Here is a 15,999-nt window from a genome sequence, read left to right as displayed (position 1 = left end):
AATGGTGCGTAAGAATTATCTTGGTGCACGGGGCTATCATTAACCAAATTTTGGCTGTGAAACAACCGTTCTTTAACGTTTTTGCTTCAATATTGATAACTAACTCTAACTTTCATGATCCATTGACGGTGCAAGGGTGACTGCGAGAGGGGCAAAAAGGGAGCAGATAATGCTAACGCAACTGGCTGTCTTTGCTGCCGCGCCGGTTGTACAGGCTGGTGGCCGCGTGTTTTTTGTCTTGTTCGGCCTGACAGGCGACGCAAAAACGCACGCCCTTCAGCGCCTTGCGGCGCGCCTCGGGGATCGGTTCTCCGCATTCCTGGCAATAGCGTTCGCTCTCGCCGTGCCCGAGCGCTTCACGCGCGCGCTGCACCGCATCGTCGACGGTGGAATCAATCTGATCTTGTACGGCGCCGTCCGCCGCCCAGCCGCTGGCCATCATCACCTCCTGACAAGGAAACCCTACCGTTTAATATGGGCCGTTTTTTGTACAATGCAACGGTCGCGCAAAAGAAAACAGGCCGGGCAAAGCCCAGCCTGCGCTGCCCGGAACGACGGGCGATCTGCAACGCTTTCGCGTTATTCGATATTGGATTCGATGAACCACAGGAATTTGTCCAGATCGCGCGAGGCGGCGGTGAACATATCGGCGGTGTCTTCGTCTTCCACTTCGGTAATGGCTTTGCGGATGTCATTCGCGACCGCGCCGTAGCGATCGGCCAGCGCTTTCAGGTGCTCTTGCACGCTGTGGATATTGGTCGGGTAGCTTTTCAGCGGCGTGCGATCGTTGACCACCTGTACGGTGCCCAGCGCCACGCCTCCCAGCTGCACCACGCGCTCGGCGAAGGTGTCCTGATGCTCGATGATGGCGGTGCGGAAGCCGTCCAGCATTTCATGCACCGCGATGAAGTTCGCGCCGCGCATGTTCCAGTGCGCCTGTTTGGTGATCAACGAAAGATCGATGAATTGCACGACCTGATGGTTCAGCGCCTTGATGGCGGCCAGTTTAACTTTTTCGTCCAGATCGTTACGGGTATACAGCAGATCAGAAGATTTCGTTTTCACCAGTTTAGCGGTACTCATATCAGATATCCTCTTGATTAGTCGTTGTCCTATTTCGTTACGGGATTAATTATAGCAGGGATGTTTATTTTTGCCGCACGAAAATGGCTATTGCACAAATAGGGGGGGGCCTAATGACAATATTTTTATTTGGTTTTTGTCTATTGTGTAATTTTATGAATTTTATTGTTATTTTGTTTTTTATTATTATTTTTTTCAGTGACAATTTATCCCCGTTATCTTATTTTCTGCGGGCGCGCAGGTTTGGTTAAATATCCACTTTGTTATCGTGGTGTTAATGCCAAGCCTATTCAGATTGATAGGCGTAATTGATACGGCTAAAGTATGGAAATTATCCCAGTCTTTATTGGCGAGTGATGAAAATTAACGTCGTCGGCACCAGCGGCAGCGGTAAAAGCACCCTGGCGCGTCAACTGGCGGAACGTCTTGACGTTCCCTATATCGAGATGGACAGACTCTATTGGCGGCCCGAGTGGCAGGGGACGCCCGATGGCGCGTTTCTGGCGCGGCTTGAGCAGACGCTGGCCGAAGCGGGAGGAGGCTGGGTGCTGGACGGCAACTACAGCCGCACGCAACCGATCAAGTGGCGCGAGGTCGATTATATCCTGTGGCTGGACTACGGTTTCTGCCGCACGCTGTGGCAGGCCGTGCGCCGCGCGTGCCGACGCGCGGCCGGCAAAAGCGAGCTGTGGCCGGGCACCGGCAATCGGGAAAGTTTCCGCCGTTCTTTCTTTAGCCGCGAGTCGATCGTGCTGTGGACGATCCGCACTTACTCGAAGAACCGGCGAAAATACCTGGCGGAGATGGCCCGTACCGATATAGGGGGCCGTTTCAAGCGCTTGCGCTCTCCCCGCCAGGCCGCCGATTTTCTACGGACGCTGCCGCAGGCTCACAGCAGCAGGCGGTGATGGATCCTCACCACCGCTTTCTTGATGTGCTGCGGCCGCTGCCACAGGCAGCCGGTCTTATGCGGTTCCATCTGGAAAAAGATCGCGAACATGCCGTGCGTCATGTGAAGGGTTTGCGGGTGGCGTTTGATGTCCAGCAGCAGCAGATCGCTATTTTCTGCATGCGGATGTTCGCGATGCCCGTCGCCCGCCAGGCCGTATTCGATGCGTTCTTCGCCGCTGATCAGCAGATGCAGCGCGATGTACTCCTGATGCATTTCGGCGCGCTTCTCCGCCGCCGGCGCGGTGGTCAGCGTCATCACGTCCATAAAGATGTTGTCGCCGTCGATCGGGTGATGGCCCAGCGCCAGTTCGGGCAGGTCGCATCGGCGCAACTCGGTCAGGGTTGAAACCAGCGCCGGCGCGAGTCCGCGGCCGAAGCGTGGGTTGAACAGGCTGTTGTGAATCACTGTTATTCTCCATGTGAGCGAAAGTCCAAAGAGCCTGCGATACAGGCTAAGGGGAAGTATGCCGATTTGTCACGAGGAAAACAGTTAACCCGCCTGCATTCCGGCGTTGCGGACGGCAGGCGAGTCAGGCGATCAGGAAAGGCTTTCGAGGCGCGGTTTGGGGCGAATGGTCAGGGCGGAACCCATGGAGGCGGCGATAATCGCCGCCAGCGCCAACCATTGCACGCCGCTCAGGTGTTCGCCGAGGAACAGCATGCCGGACAGCGCCGCCATCGCCGGCTCCAGGCTCATTAAGGTGCCGAAAGTGCGCGCCGGAATTTTGGGCAGCGCGATGATCTCCAGCGAATAAGGCAGCGCGGTGGAGAGGATCGCCACCGCCAGCGCCACCGGCAGAATATCGAGGTTGAACAGCACGCTGCCGGTTTGCCAGGCGCCGATCGGGCAGAACACCAGCGCAGCGATCAACGAACCGAGCGCCACCGTGCCGGGGCCGTGATCGCCGCCGGCCTTTTGGCCGAAAATGATATAGACCGCCCAGCAGGCGCCGGCGCCGAGCGCACAGGCGGCGCCGAACGGATCGATCCCGCCTACGCCGTGGCCGAGCGGCAACAGGAACCACAACCCGGCGATCGCCAGCGCCACCCAGAGAAAGTCGATCGGCCGCCGCGACGAGAACATGGCCACCGCCAACGGGCCGGTAAACTCCAGCGCCACGGCGATGCCGAGCGGCACGGTGCGCAGCGAAAGGTAGAACAGGTAGTTCATCGCGCCGAGCGACAGGCCGTAAATCAGCAGTGGCAAGCGGCTGCCGGCGACGATGCGCATACGCCACGGGCGGAAGATAATGAACAGAATCAGGGTGCCGATGAAAAGACGCAGCGTCGTAATGCCTTCCGCGCCCACGATCGGGAACAGGCTTTTGGCCAACGAGGCACCGCTTTGGATAGACACCATGGCGATGATTAACAGACAGATGGGCAGCAGCGCGGAGGGCGCTCTGCCGGAAGTAGATAACGACATCCTTAACGGGCCTTTTTTGCGCCGTTCCTCAGCCTTGAGAAAACGGTCGAAACGGGGATGCGAGCAGTGTAAATGAAATGGCGAAAATCTGTCTGAGAAAAGCGCGCATCGCGGTGAAATCCGCCGATCCTCGGATGAGATGTGGCGGATTTGGTCAAAAAGTGCGCTTTTTCTTAAGAATTATCTGGATATTAAATTGGTGATTTTTGTCACAGAAAGCCGTAGAATACGGCCGAAAATAGAGCGAAAAGAAGCAGATACACTGTTCTTGAAATCTTCTGTTACACGATATAAAGCATTAGACACTCATTTCAAGGCAGAGTTTCACGCTAATTTTTGTTATATTTTCAAAGCATGAACAAATGGATGTACTTAATAATAAAACGCGTTTGAGGTGGTTATGAAAAAAATTGCATGTCTTTCCGCAGTAGCAGCTTGCGTATTAGCAGTTAGCGCAGGTACCGCATTCGCTGGTCAGAGCACCGTATCCGCTGGCTATGCGCAGGGTGATCTCCAAGGCGTTGCTAACAAGGCCAACGGTTTCAACCTGAAATACCGTTACGAGTTCGACAACAACCCACTGGGTGTGATCGGCTCCTTCACCCACCTGGAAAAAAATCGTTCTGAAAGCGGTTTCTACAAGAAATCTCAGTACGATTCCATCACCGCAGGTCCAGCTTACCGCTTCAACGACTGGGCGAGCATCTACGGTGTGATCGGTGTTGGCTACGGCAAAAACATCGACAACGCCCAGGCTGGCGGTAACAAAGGTGGCAACAGCGACTACGGCTTCACCTACGGTGCAGGTCTGCAGTTCAACCCAATCGAAAACGTTGCCCTGGACGTTGGCTACGAGCAGAGCCGCATCCGCAGCGTGGACGTTGGCAGCTGGAACGTTGGCGTAGGCTACCGCTTCTAAGATTTCTTCATGCCTGCGGGCGTGAATGCGCGGCACAGGTTGCCGCGCGGATAAAAAATCCGCCTTCGGGCGGATTTTTTTTATCTGTCATTAGCCGCTGCGCCCCGTCGGCTGCGTCGAAAAGCGCGCGCTGCGGGCATCGCGCTCATAGCCTTGCGGTTCGGTCAGTAAACCGTACAGCTCGGGGCGGCGTCCGTAAATCCAGCGGCGTCCGGTACTGAGCGGGATCAGCGTCAGATCGAGATCGGCACTGACCAGCCGGTCTTCCGCCGCCCAGGTCTCCGCTACGATGCGGCCGTAGGGATCGAGGATCATCGCATTGCCGGTGCGTACCTCATCGTCATCGCGGCCCACGCCGTTGCTGAATAACAAAAACAGCCCGTTGTCATGAGCGCGCGAGGGCAGCCAGCGCATCAGCCAGCCGCGGCCGTGTTCGCCGCGAAAGGCGGCTTCTATCGCCTGCGGATCTTCCGCTCGCCGCTGCCACAGCGCCTGTGGGATCGGCTTCATGCCGTGCGGGCTGCGCGAATGGGTGCCGCCGGTCTGGTGCGGGGCCATCAACACCTCCGCGCCCAGCAGCGCCGTCGCGCGCACATTCTCCACCAGATTGTTGTCCCAACAGATCAATACGCCCACGCGCACGCCCCAGGGAGTGTCGAACACCGTATAGCGATCGCCGCTGGCGATAGCCGGGTGTTCGAAGGCGTGCAGTTTACGGTGCACATGCAGCGCGCCGTCCGGCAGGCATACGGCGTAGGCGTTGTAGCAACGGCCGTCGTCGCCCAGTTCGATCAGCCCGACGCCGATCGCCATATTGTAACGCTCAGCCAGCGGGCGAATGCGCGCCAGCGAAGGGCTGGACGCGATCGGTTCCGCCAGCGCCCGCACTTCGGCGGCGGACAGATGGCGCACGTGCCAATAGCCGGTGATACACATTTCCGGGAAGGCCAGCAGCTGTACCTGCTGCTCGGCCGCCTGAGCGATAAAGCGCTCGATAGTCGACAGGTTGTAATTCTTATCGTTGGCGCGATGCTGGAATTGCACCGTGGCGGCGCGTAATGAGATGGTCATGGTGTCTCTCCGATTAGGGTCTGCGTTGATTACAGCAGGTGGTTTGATTACTGTATAATCAATTAAATTCCCTATTCGATAACCTAATGGAATGGATATAAAACAACTGCGCGCCCTGGTGGCGCTGGCTGAACAGGGCAACTATCGGCAGGCGGCGAGCCGGCTATGCATCAGCCAACCGGCGCTGAGCAAGCAAATTCAGGCGCTGGAAACCCAGCTCGGCGTTCGAGTGTTCGAGCGTGGCCGACAGGGGGCGGTGCTCACCGCCGGCGGGCAGCGGCTCTACCCGGAAGCGCAGGCGCTGGTGGAGCAGTACCAGCAGTTTCAGCGGCGCGCGCGGCGGGTGGCGCTCGGGGAAGCGGGGCGGCTGGCGCTGGGGTTTGGCCTTTCCAGCTTTCATCTGGCGCCGCAGCTGGTGGCAGCCTTTCGCCAACGGTTTCCCGAGGTGGCGATCGGCCTGGAGGACTTGCCGTCGGAACGCCAGTATCAGCTGTTGCTGCAGGGAGAGTTGCAGGCGGGGTTCGTGCGCTTGCCGGTCAATACGCCGCTGTGCGGCGTGGCATTGCTGAGCGATCGGTTGGTGCTGGCCGCGCCGGGCGCGCTGGCGCTGCGCGCCGACGATCTGATGGCGCGTTTCAATCAGCTGCCGCTGTTGCAGTTGACTCCCAAACGCGGGCGCGGGCTCAGCGATCAGTCGCTGCGGTTTATCGCCGCCCACCGGTTGACGCCGAACGTGGTGCAGCAGGCCGGCGATATCCAGACGTTGCTGGCGCTGGTTGCCGCCGGCGTCGGTGTCGCGCTGCTGCCGCACAGCATCACGCATATCGCGCCGGCCGGCATCGACATTTTACCGCTGAGCGGCGAGGAGACGGAGTGGCAGGTCGGTATCGCCTGGGATCCGCAGCGCGCCGATGCGCTGCGGGACAACTTCATTCAGACGGCGTTGGCGGCGCAACGCACTTAGGCATTCAAAGCGGGCAATGCATCACCACGATCGGGCTCTGGTGATACTCGCTGCGGTGGCTTTCGCTAAAGCCGACTTTTTTCGCCAGCGCCAGCGAAGCCTGGTTTTCCGGTGAGATGATGCAGACGGTTTGCTTGCCAGGCAGGTGCGTTTTACCCCAGGCCAGCGCCGCCCGCAGCGCCTCGGTGGCGTAGCCTTTGCCGTGCGCCGAGCTCACCAGCGTCCAGCCCATTTCCGGCGCGTCGAGCGCCGGGGTGATGTCGCGCAGGAAGTTGGAGAAGCCGATGCTGCCGAGATACTCGCCGCTCTGTTTGTCACGCACCGCCCAATACCCGTATCCCAACAGCGCCCAGTGGCCGACGTAGCGCATCAGGCGCCCCCAGGAGTCTTCCCGGTCGCGCGGCGTGCCGCCGATATAGCGCACCACCAGCGGATCGGCCCACAGAGCGGCCAGCGAGTCGAAGTCGTCCAGCGTGTGCGCGTCCAGCCGCAGGCGTTCGGTGATAAGCGTTGGCGCGGTGTTGATTACGGTCATGTTGCTGCTCCTGCACAGGGTGAAAGGCGATGAAAAACAACGGCGTTCAGTATGCCAGAGAAATCACACCGCCAGCCACAACAGCCAGGTGAACAGAAAGCCGCTCAGGCCGAGCAGGGTGGTCAGCACCGTCCAGGTCTTCAGGCCGTCGGCCACCGACAGCCCCAGATAGCGCGTGACGATCCAAAAACCGGAGTCGTTGACGTGGGAAAGCCCCAGCCCGCCAAAACAGGTCGCCAGCGTCACCAGCACCAGCTGCAGCTGATTCAACCCGCTGACCGCTTCCGACAACAGGCCGCCGGTGGTCAGGATCGCCACGGTGGCGGAACCCTGCGAAGCGCGCAGCGCCAGCGAAATGATAAACGCGGCGGGCACCAGCGGCAGGCCGATGGCCGTCAGCACTTCGGCCAGCGCCTTGCCGACGCCGGATTCCACCAGCACCTTGCCGAACACGCCGCCCGCGCCGGTCACCAGGATCACCACCGCGGCGGTTGGCAGCGCGGCGCCCATCACGTCACCGGCGTGTTGCAGGCTCCAGCCGCGGCGCAGCGCCAGGAAGTAGAAGGCCAGCAGCAGGGCTATCATCAGCGCCACCGCTGGCGACCCCAGCAACGACAGCGCATCGCGCAGCGCCGAGCCTGCCGGCAACAGCGTGGCGGAGACGGTGCCGAGCATGATGATGGCGATCGGGATGACGATCAGCGCCGCCACCAGGCCAGCGCCGGGCGGGTTGATGCGATCGCTGAGCGGCGCTCGCCCTTCCGGCCGCGGCTCCGGCGCCGCCAGCTGCAGCTGTTCCAGCACCTCTATCGATAACGGATAGGTTTTGCGGTTGAGGTAGTTGGCGGCGAAATAGCCGATCGCGCCGACCGGAATACAGATCGCGAGGCCGATGATGGTCAGCCAACCGATGTCGGCGTTGAGCAGGCCGGCGGCGGCGACCGGGCCGGGGTGCGGCGGCAGCGCGACGTGTACCGTTAACATCACGCCGGCCATCGGCAGGCCGAACTTCAGCGGCGACACTTTGGCGACCTTGGCGAAGCCGTAAATAATCGGCGCCAGAATGATAAAGCCGACATCGAAGAATACCGGAATGCCGAGGATAAATGCGGCGAGGGTCAGCGCGGCGACGGTATGTTTCGGCCCCAGCCCCTGGCTGAAACGTTGCGCCAGCGACTCGGCGCCGCCCGAGTGTTCGATCATGCGCCCGAGCATCGCCCCCAGACCGATGATGATGGTTACCGAGCCGAGCACGCCGCCCATCCCGGCAGTCATCACTTTCATCACTTCACCGGTCGGAATGCCGCTGGCCAACGCCACCAGCAGACTGACCACCAACAGCGCGACAAAGGGTTGCACCTTCGCCTTAATCACCATCAATAACAGCAGCACCACGCCGAGTACGGCAATCAGCAACAGCAGAGAGGTAGACATGAAAAAAGCCTTTCGTTGGGTAAGCGTTGGGCACCGCGATCGCCGCGTGGCGATACGGGTGCGTTTCATTGTTATAAAATCGTTTTCCTGGTGTCGGCGTGCGACGTTAGCGGTAAGGCTTCAGCCAGCCGAGCCCGGCGGCGGTGTCGCCGCGCGGCCGATATTCGCAACCGATCCAGCCCTGATAGCCGAGCGCATCCAGCCTGTCGAACAGCCATGGGTAATTCAGTTCGCCCTCGTCCGGTTCGTGACGATCCGGCACTGAGGCTATCTGGATATGCGCGTAGCGCCCGGCCAGCGTCTCCAGCAGCCCGCTGATATTGCCGTCCACTAACTGCGCGTGGAAAAAGTCGAACTGAATGAACACGTTCGGTCTCTCGATCGCCGTCACCACCTCCGCCGCCTGATGTTGACTGGCGAACAGGTAGTCGGGCTTGACCGGTGGGCTGAGCGCTTCGATCAGCACCTTGACGCCGTGCGGGGCGAAGGCGTCGGCGGCATAGCGCGCATTGGCGATAAAGGTGTCGAGATAACGTTGCCGATCCGCGCCCGCGGGCACCACGCCGGCCATCAGGTGCACGCAGGGACAGGAAAGGGCGATGGCGTAGGCCAGCGCGCGATCGATATCAGCGCGCGCATCTTGCTCGCGGCCCGGCAGCGCCGCCAGCCCCCATTCGCCGGCGGCGACATCGCCGGGCGCGGTATTGAACAGCACCTGTTGCAGGCCGTGTTCGCGCAGCTTTTCGGCCAACAGCTCGGCGGGATGCTCGTAAGGGAACAGGAATTCCACCGCGTTGAAGCCTTGTTCGGCAGCGGCAGCGAAGCGCTCTAGGAACGGCACTTCGTTAAACATCATCGATAAATTGGCGGCAAATTTAGGCATGGGTCAGCTCCGTAATTCGGCAATTTCATCATCGGTCAAATAGCGGATAGGACGATCGCCGAGGGTGAAGATCAGCCGCGCCGCATCTTCCATCTCTTCGGTATTGTCCGCCGCCGCTCGCAGGTCTTTACCGGTCACCACCGGCCCGTGGTTGGCCAGTAAAAAGGCGCGGTGGGCCGGCGCCAGGCGCGCCAGATCCTGCGCCAGCCTTTCGTCGCCAGGGCGATAGTAGGGCACCACCGGCACCTTGCCGACGCGCATCACCACATAGGGGGTGAACGGTTTGATGGCGTTGTCGACGTCCAGCCCTTGCAGGCAAGAGAGCGCCGTGAGGTAGGTGCAATGCAGGTGCACCACTGCTTTGCATTCCGGATTGTTCAGATACAGCGCTCGGTGAAAGCTGATCTCTTTCGACGGCTTGTCGCCGGACAGCCAATCGCCGTTCAGGCTCACTTTAGACAGGCGATCGGCCTGCAGCTCGCCCAGGCAAGAGCCGGTCGGCGTCGCCAGCAGCGCCCCGTCCGGCAGCAACAGCGAGAGGTTGCCGGCGGAACCGGTGGCGTAGCCGCGTTGGAAAAATGAGGCGCCGAGGCGCACCATCTCTTCACGCGCTTGCTGTTCGGTCGTCATGCTCATACTGGAAACTCCGTTTGCGCGCGTGAGAAGAAGGCTTCATCGCCAAAATTGCCTGATTTCAGCGCCAGGGAAATCGCCCGATCGCTGGCGCGCACCCAGGGAACGCCGGGGGAAATGCCGGGGCCGATATGGAAGCCGCGAATGCCCAGCGCCTGCGTGACCACGCCGGAGGTTTCTCCGCCGGCGACGATAAAGCGGCTGAATCCCAACTGGCGCAGTTGCACCACCAATTCGGCGAACAGCGCTTCCACCGCTTCGCTGGCGGCGGCGCCGTGCTGCCGTTGCGTTTGCTGCAGCGCTTCCGGTGGCGCAGTGGCGTAGATCAGCGGGGCAAGCGCTTCCCCGGCGTGATGCTGCGCCCAGTGCGCCAACTCGGCGGCGTAGGCGGCGCGTGCCTGTGGTTCGAGGCAACGGCTGATATCGATGGCCTGCGCCGAAGCGCGCTCGCGGTAGTGCGCCACCTGCCGGTTAGTCATCACAGAACACGAGCCCGACAGCACTGCTGCCTTTTCCCCCTGCGGCGCGCCGGCTGCCTCAGCCGCACGATCGCCGCTTTGCGCCCATTGCCGCGCCAGGCCGATCGCCAGGCCCGAACCGCCGGTCACCAGCTTCATCGTTTTCAACGCTTCACCCTGGATGAGCAGATGCCGCTCGTTGAGCGTATCCAGTACCGCGTAGCGCACGCCTTCCTGCGCCAGTTGGCGCAGCTTCTCGCTGACCGCCTCGGCGCCGCGATCCAGTTCCGCCGCCGTCACCAGCCCGCAGCGCCCGGCGGCCTGGGATTCCATCAGGCGCAGCAGGTTGCTGTCGATCATCGGCGTGACCGGATGATGACGCATGCCGGACTCAGACAGCAGCTGCTCCCCGACGAACAGGTAGCCCTGATAGACCGTGCGGCCGTTTACCGGCAGCGCCGGTGAGACAACCGTGAAATTTTCCCCCAGCGCGGTGAGCAGGGCGTCGGTCACCGGGCCGATATTGCCCTGTGCGGTGCTGTCGAAAGTGGAGCAGTATTTGAAGTAGAACTGGCGGCAGCCCTGTTTTTGCAACCAGGCCAGCGCCTGCAACGACAGTTCGACCGCCTGTTCTGCCGGGCAGGAACGCGATTTCAGGCTGATGACCGCCGCCTGTGCGTTTACCTGCGTTTCGTCCTGCGGCACGCCGTTCAGCTGCACCGTCGGCAGGCCGTTTTGCACCAGAAAACTGGCGATGTCGGTCGCGCCGGTAAAGTCATCCGCGATTACGCCAAGCAGCATCAGAGCGCCTCCTTTTTTTGCGGCAGATCGATGCCGGCAAAGATTTTGATTACCGCACTGTCGTCTTCTTTACCGTAACCGGCGTTGCTGGCGGCAGTAAACATGGTGAAAGCGGTGGAGGCCAGCGGCAGCGGGAAGTGCAGCGCCCTGGCGGTATCCGCCACCAGCCCCAGATCCTTGACGAAGATATCCACCGCCGATTTGGGCGTATAGTCGCCGTCGACCACGTGGCGCATGCGATTTTCGAACATCCAGGAGTTGCCGGCGGCGTGGGTGACCACGTCGTACATCACGTCCAGCGGGATGCCGGCGCGGGCGGCCAGCGCCATGGCTTCCGCTCCGGCGGCGATGTGCACGCCGGCCAACAGCTGGTGGATGATTTTTACCGTCGCGCCCAGACCGATGGTCTCGCCGATGCGGCAAACCTTGCCGGCGATGGCGTTCAGCACGGGTTGCAGACGCTCGAAGGTGGCGTCGGCGCCGGCGGCCATCACCGTCATCTGGCCTTCCTCCGCCTTGGCCGCCCCGCCGGAAACCGGCGCGTCCAGCATCGCCAGGCCGTAGTCCAGCAGCCGTTGCTCGATCTGTTTGGCGTCATCGGCGGAAATGGTCGAAGACACCATCACCGCCGTGCCCGGCTTGAGCTGTGGCGCCAGGCCTTGCTCGCCGAACAGGATTTGCTTCACCTGCGCGGCGTTCACCACCAGCAGCAGCACGGCGTCCAGCTCGGCGGCGAAGTCGCGCGCGCTGGTAGACGCTTGTTGCGCGCCGGCCTGTTGCAGCGCCGCCAGCGCCTGCGGATTGAGATCGGCGCCGTAGGTGGTCAATCCGGCGCGGAGGCATGAACGCGCGGCGCCCATGCCCATCGCCCCCAGCCCGATGACGCAAACGGCATAATTCCCTGGGTGTGTCATACTGCACTCCTGTTAATTTTAGTGATAATTTGTTTTGTTGTGTTAAATGTAAGCGCTTGTCGGCCGATTATCCGCGATCGTTATCACAATAATTAACAATGCGTGAAACGGGTTTTTCGTGCGATTTCTGGCCTGAAGCAACATTACTATTATGTTTTTAAATAAGTTTGTTTTTGGCTGGCCTAACTGCGCTCGCCGTCACGCCGCGAGAAATTAGGGCTATCGGCGAACGAAAATTGACGTAAAATCACAATTATTATCACCGCAGCAACGAGAGGGAACCGTGATACCTGTAGAACGCCATCAACAAATTCTTGCGCTGGTATCCGAACGCGGCGTCGTCAGCATCGCCGAGCTGACCGAACGGCTGGGGGTGTCGCATATGACGATCCGCCGTGATTTGCAAAAACTGGAAGAGCAGGGGGCGGTGCAGTCGGTCTCGGGCGGCGTGCAGGCGCCGGAACGGGTGGCGAGCGAACCTTCTCACCAGACCAAAGAGGGGATGTTCGGCCGGCAGAAAATCGCCATCGGTCGGCTGGCGGCGCGGCAAATTCCCGCCAACAGCTGTATCTATCTGGATGCCGGCACCACCACGCTGGCGCTGGCGAAACAGATCGGAGAACGTGACGATTTGACGGTGGTGACCAACGACTTTGTCATCGCCGGCTTCCTGATCGAACACAGCCAGTGCCGAATCATCCACACCGGCGGCACCGTGTGCCGGGAAAACCGCTCCTGCGTCGGCGAAGCGGCGGCGCAGGCGCTGCGCGGTCTGTTTATCGATCTGGCGTTCATCTCCGCCTCTTCGTGGGGCATGCGCGGCCTGTCGACGCCGAACGAAGATAAGGTGATGGTGAAGAAGGCCATCGTCGAGGCCAGCCGCCGCCGCATTCTGCTCAGCGATACGTCCAAATACGGCAAAGTCGCCACCTATCTGGCGCTGCCGATCGCCGCCTTTGACGCCATCATTACCGATGAGGGGTTGCCCGCCGCCGCGCGGGAGGCCATTGAGCACGCGGGGATTGCATTGCTGACGGCGGAAGAAGAAGAATAAGAACGAACCGGAATCAGGATGGAAGTTCGGTATCGATGCCAAGTGCGGGCGCTTCACTGGCTTCAACGCCGCCGCGTTCACGCCATTCGCGGCGCCTTTGTTCCCACCACTCTTCGTGGAAAGCTTGCATCTCTTTCAGGCGCTGTTCCTTAACGTGCTGCTGGTAAGTGTGGGATGCTATGGGGGTTACGCGGGATTTCGATGACATAGAGGCCGTCCTTTATAAACTCTATTTTGTATAAATAATGCCCTTTGTGGGCGTATTTTTTCAACAATAAATCATAAATTTTAGCTAATGCTGGCCTTAACGGTGCGCTTAAGATGAGCCTGGCATGATACTGATAGGCAAACTTGAGAAGGGTTTCCCCGATGCCAACTACGAATAAGCGTTCGCGTTGGAAAAGGGTATAACGCATTGCGGTATAGGTATCGAAAGCTGAGCGCCGATGCCTGTTTACGTCGCTCAACGCCTTAACATCATAAAACTCCAGAGAGAAAGCATTATTGAGGAGAGCAGTGTCCACATACACTGGGGCAAACCAATGGTGCATGTTTTGCCCAATTCTCTTGAAATCCAAATGATAGATGGCCGTTTTACCATCATCTTTACTTACTGCAATCTGATATCTGTATGTGTCTGCTATTCCAGTGTGTGACTCCCTCACATCAATATCCATGATAAAATCCTTTTTACTATTATTTTTCCTATAGTTATCCCCTTTATGACGAACAGATTATTAACCGCGGCGGAGAGGCTCCTCCAGCCGCCGATGAAGGTTGTGCGCAGCGCCGCGCAAAACTAAATGCCGCTGAACCAGTTGTAGCCCTGATCTTCCCAGTAGCCGCCCGGATTGACGTCGCTGACGAAGATCGCGGCGATATGTTTGGCGTTTTTGAACCCCAACTTGGTTGGCACGCGCAGCCGCAGCGGGTAGCCATAGTCCGCCGGCAGCGCCTTGCCGCCGAAATCCAGCGCCAGGATGGTCTGCGGGTGCAGCGCGGTGGCCATGTCGAGGCTGGAGTAGTAACGATCGGCGCATTTGAAGCCGACATAACCGGCATTCAGATCCGCGCCGACATGCTGCAGAAAGGTGCGCAGCGGCACGCCGCCCCATTGGCCAATGGCGCTCCACCCCTCAATGCAGATCAGGCGCGTGATTTGGCTTTGCTGCGGCAGCCGCTGCAGCTGTTCCAGCGTCCAGGGTGCTTTTTTCTCCACTTTCCCCGCGACCTCAAGCCGATAGCCGGCGAGATCGATCTCGGGGACGTTATATTCCGGGTAAAACGCGTTGAAGGGGAAAGGGTGGGTAATCTGATCCGGCCGGTAAGTTTGCGCCAACCGCTGGCCGCTGAACAGCCAGGCCTGCACCCGGTCGTTCCAGCGCGACATGGCCCACAGCACCTTATCCACCCGATCGCCGTCTTGCAGGTTGCAACCGGTAAGCATGGCGATGCCGCCCAGCGTCAGGCCGGAACGCAGCATCAGGCGGCGCTGCAGATTGACCAGCTGCTTTTTTTGGTCCGGTTCCAGCGTCGGCGCGGTTGCCCGCTGTTTTTTCTCATTCATGTTTGCCACCCGTTATCATCGCCCACAGGGTTTTGGGCACGACAGCCACCATAAAGACGTGGATCACCACAAACAGGCCGATGCCGGCCATGGCGAAGAAATGCACGTAGCGCGCGAAGTCGAAGCCGCCAAACAGCGCGACCAATCCCTGCAGCTGAACCGGTTTCCAAATCGCCAGGCCGGACAGCACCAGTAATAGCCCCAGCGCCAGTACGCCGAGGTACATCAGTTTCTGAATGGCGTTATAGTGGCCATGCCGGTGGCGCAGGCGCAGCGTCAACGCCAGCCAGATATCCTGCCGCAGCGCGCCGATGCGAAGCGGCAACAGATCGCGGCGAAAATGACCGCTGAACAGGCTCCACAGCAGATAGCAGACGGCGTTGAGCGCCAATAGCCACATCACCGCCAAATGCCAACCAATCGCGCCGCCCAGCCAACCGCCCAGCGTCATCTGCGGCGGAAAGCGGAAATCGAACAGCGGCGAGGCGTTGTAGATTTCCCAACCGCTCATGAACATGCACACCATGGCGAACAGGTTGATCCAATGAGTGATGCGAACCGGCCTGCGATGCACCGGCGGCGACGCGTTGGTCTTCATGGCATTCCTCCGGTTACATCGGCGGCACGGTGCCGTCTTTGCCAGCGGAAATGCGGGTGGCGACGCGCTCGCCCTTTTCGTTGGCGGCGGAGAACAGCACGATGTGCACGCCCGGTTTCAGCAGGCTCAGATCGCCCGGATCCAGCGTCACGATCGGCACGTCTTCCGGCACGACAACGGTTTTCTGCTGGTTGCCGTAGGTGACGGTCAGGGTACGGCCGTTGGATTTCACCAGTTTGCCGACGGTGCCGTTAGTCATGGTGTCCACTTTGCCGTCGGCGGATTCCCAGGCAGAGTGCCCTTCGCCGGTGCCGCGCAGGCTGGCGGCGAACACGTGCACCTCCAGCGCTTTGAGCGTGCCGTCCGGCTGCGGCACGGCTGCGGTGCCGATGAAGCTGTCCGGTTTGATGTCGTCCAGCGTGGCTTTGGAGACGCTGAGCACTTTGGTCTGATCGTTCAGCTTGACGCTGAGGGTCTCGCCCTTGCGATCGGTCAGCTGCAGATTGCCGTCGGCAACCTGGCTGATGGTGCCGCGCAGCGGCGCAATCACCTTGCCCGGCGGTTGGGCGGCGGCGGCCAAGCCGCTGGACAGCAGCAAGGTGGATAACAGTAAACCGGCTATACGATGACGGGTAATCATAACGTTCTCCTGAAATGAGTTTGCCGGTTAAGCATGGTTGAGCCATTGGGTCAGCGCCATGGCCGTTT

The 15,999-nt window shown here is 60.2% G+C and carries 19 protein-coding genes; 4 read left to right on the top strand and 15 right to left on the bottom strand.

Going from position 1 to position 15,999, the window contains the following annotated elements; all coding sequences use genetic code 11:
• Positions 1-172: 172 nt before the first annotated feature.
• Positions 173-439, bottom strand: a complete 267-nt coding sequence (locus tag ACMGF9_RS16310; RefSeq protein ID WP_015377155.1) for a DksA/TraR family C4-type zinc finger protein — start codon at positions 437-439, stop codon at positions 173-175.
• 140 nt (positions 440-579) lie between these two features.
• Entirely contained in the window at positions 580-1,083 is a 504-nt protein-coding gene (dps, locus tag ACMGF9_RS16305) for a DNA starvation/stationary phase protection protein Dps (protein WP_004939215.1), read from the bottom strand.
• 356 nt (positions 1,084-1,439) lie between these two features.
• Between dps and ACMGF9_RS16300 the strand changes: the two genes are divergently transcribed.
• Complete coding sequence (locus ACMGF9_RS16300; protein ID WP_160125253.1) at positions 1,440-1,991, top strand: shikimate kinase; 552 nt, start codon at positions 1,440-1,442, stop codon at positions 1,989-1,991.
• On the opposite strand, the gene nanQ is transcribed toward ACMGF9_RS16300, so the two are convergent.
• Both nanQ and rhtA read right to left on the bottom strand, forming a co-directional pair.
• The gene (gene nanQ, locus ACMGF9_RS16295; RefSeq protein ID WP_015377157.1) at positions 1,973-2,440 is read right to left on the bottom strand and encodes an N-acetylneuraminate anomerase; all 468 of its coding nucleotides are present in this window, start codon (positions 2,438-2,440) and stop codon (positions 1,973-1,975) included. The genes ACMGF9_RS16300 and nanQ overlap by 19 nt on opposite strands.
• Positions 2,441-2,572: 132 nt before the next feature.
• Positions 2,573-3,460, bottom strand: coding sequence for a threonine/homoserine exporter RhtA (gene rhtA / locus ACMGF9_RS16290; protein WP_004939202.1), 888 nt, complete (start codon positions 3,458-3,460; stop codon positions 2,573-2,575).
• Between the two features lie 400 nt (positions 3,461-3,860).
• On the opposite strand from rhtA, the gene ompX reads away from it, so the two are divergent.
• Positions 3,861-4,379: an outer membrane protein OmpX gene (gene ompX / locus ACMGF9_RS16285; protein WP_004939201.1), complete on the top strand. Its 519-nt coding sequence runs from the start codon at positions 3,861-3,863 to the stop codon at positions 4,377-4,379.
• Between the two features lie 90 nt (positions 4,380-4,469).
• On the opposite strand, the gene ACMGF9_RS16280 is transcribed toward ompX, so the two are convergent.
• A complete protein-coding gene (locus ACMGF9_RS16280; protein ID WP_015377158.1) occupies positions 4,470-5,450 on the bottom strand; it encodes a nitrilase family protein in 981 nt (326 codons plus the stop codon).
• Positions 5,451-5,541: 91 nt separating this feature from the next.
• On the opposite strand from ACMGF9_RS16280, the gene ACMGF9_RS16275 reads away from it, so the two are divergent.
• Entirely contained in the window at positions 5,542-6,414 is an 873-nt protein-coding gene (locus ACMGF9_RS16275) for a LysR family transcriptional regulator (RefSeq protein WP_021504266.1), read from the top strand.
• Between the two features lie 4 nt (positions 6,415-6,418).
• On the opposite strand, the gene ACMGF9_RS16270 is transcribed toward ACMGF9_RS16275, so the two are convergent.
• The 6 genes from ACMGF9_RS16270 to ltnD all read right to left on the bottom strand — a co-directional run bounded on the left by ACMGF9_RS16270 (position 6,419) and on the right by ltnD (position 12,072).
• Entirely contained in the window at positions 6,419-6,949 is a 531-nt protein-coding gene (locus ACMGF9_RS16270) for a GNAT family N-acetyltransferase (protein ID WP_004939196.1), read from the bottom strand.
• A gap of 63 nt (positions 6,950-7,012) precedes the next feature.
• Positions 7,013-8,383, bottom strand: coding sequence for a GntP family transporter (locus tag ACMGF9_RS16265; RefSeq protein WP_015377160.1), 1,371 nt, complete (start codon positions 8,381-8,383; stop codon positions 7,013-7,015).
• A 106-nt stretch (positions 8,384-8,489) separates the two neighbouring features.
• On the bottom strand, positions 8,490-9,266 hold the full coding sequence (gene otnI / locus ACMGF9_RS16260) for a 2-oxo-tetronate isomerase (protein WP_015377161.1): 777 nt from the start codon (positions 9,264-9,266) through the stop codon (positions 8,490-8,492).
• 3 nt (positions 9,267-9,269) lie between these two features.
• The gene (locus tag ACMGF9_RS16255) at positions 9,270-9,902 is read right to left on the bottom strand and encodes an aldolase (protein ID WP_015377162.1); all 633 of its coding nucleotides are present in this window, start codon (positions 9,900-9,902) and stop codon (positions 9,270-9,272) included.
• The gene (gene otnK / locus ACMGF9_RS16250; RefSeq protein ID WP_080497819.1) at positions 9,899-11,158 is read right to left on the bottom strand and encodes a 3-oxo-tetronate kinase; all 1,260 of its coding nucleotides are present in this window, start codon (positions 11,156-11,158) and stop codon (positions 9,899-9,901) included. Before otnK ends, ACMGF9_RS16255 begins: the two co-directional genes overlap by 4 nt.
• Positions 11,158-12,072, bottom strand: a complete 915-nt coding sequence (gene ltnD, locus ACMGF9_RS16245) for an L-threonate dehydrogenase (RefSeq protein ID WP_414160324.1) — start codon at positions 12,070-12,072, stop codon at positions 11,158-11,160. Before ltnD ends, otnK begins: the two co-directional genes overlap by 1 nt.
• A gap of 283 nt (positions 12,073-12,355) precedes the next feature.
• On the opposite strand from ltnD, the gene ygbI reads away from it, so the two are divergent.
• Positions 12,356-13,126 (top strand): DNA-binding transcriptional repressor YgbI, encoded by a 771-nt coding sequence (ygbI, locus tag ACMGF9_RS16240; RefSeq protein ID WP_118892294.1) that lies wholly within the window; start codon positions 12,356-12,358, stop codon positions 13,124-13,126.
• Between the two features lie 149 nt (positions 13,127-13,275).
• Here the strand turns inward: ygbI and ACMGF9_RS16235 are convergent, their stop codons facing one another.
• The 4 genes from ACMGF9_RS16235 to ACMGF9_RS16220 form a co-directional block, all read right to left on the bottom strand.
• Entirely contained in the window at positions 13,276-13,803 is a 528-nt protein-coding gene (locus ACMGF9_RS16235) for a hypothetical protein (RefSeq protein WP_118892293.1), read from the bottom strand.
• Between the two features lie 122 nt (positions 13,804-13,925).
• Complete coding sequence (locus ACMGF9_RS16230) at positions 13,926-14,693, bottom strand: molybdopterin-dependent oxidoreductase (RefSeq protein WP_118892292.1); 768 nt, start codon at positions 14,691-14,693, stop codon at positions 13,926-13,928.
• Entirely contained in the window at positions 14,686-15,291 is a 606-nt protein-coding gene (locus ACMGF9_RS16225) for a cytochrome b/b6 domain-containing protein (RefSeq protein WP_088381393.1), read from the bottom strand. The genes ACMGF9_RS16230 and ACMGF9_RS16225 overlap by 8 nt, the downstream gene beginning before the upstream one ends.
• A gap of 13 nt (positions 15,292-15,304) precedes the next feature.
• The gene (locus tag ACMGF9_RS16220) at positions 15,305-15,931 is read right to left on the bottom strand and encodes a hypothetical protein (protein ID WP_004939163.1); all 627 of its coding nucleotides are present in this window, start codon (positions 15,929-15,931) and stop codon (positions 15,305-15,307) included.
• Between the last annotated feature and the right edge of the window lie 68 nt (positions 15,932-15,999).

It is taken from the genome of Serratia sp. BNK-23 (genome assembly GCF_047456145.1).
Taxonomy (GTDB): domain Bacteria; phylum Pseudomonadota; class Gammaproteobacteria; order Enterobacterales; family Enterobacteriaceae; genus Serratia; species Serratia nematodiphila.
The sequence above is the reverse complement of the archived record's forward strand: the minus strand, read 5'-3'. Positions and strand labels throughout refer to the sequence as shown.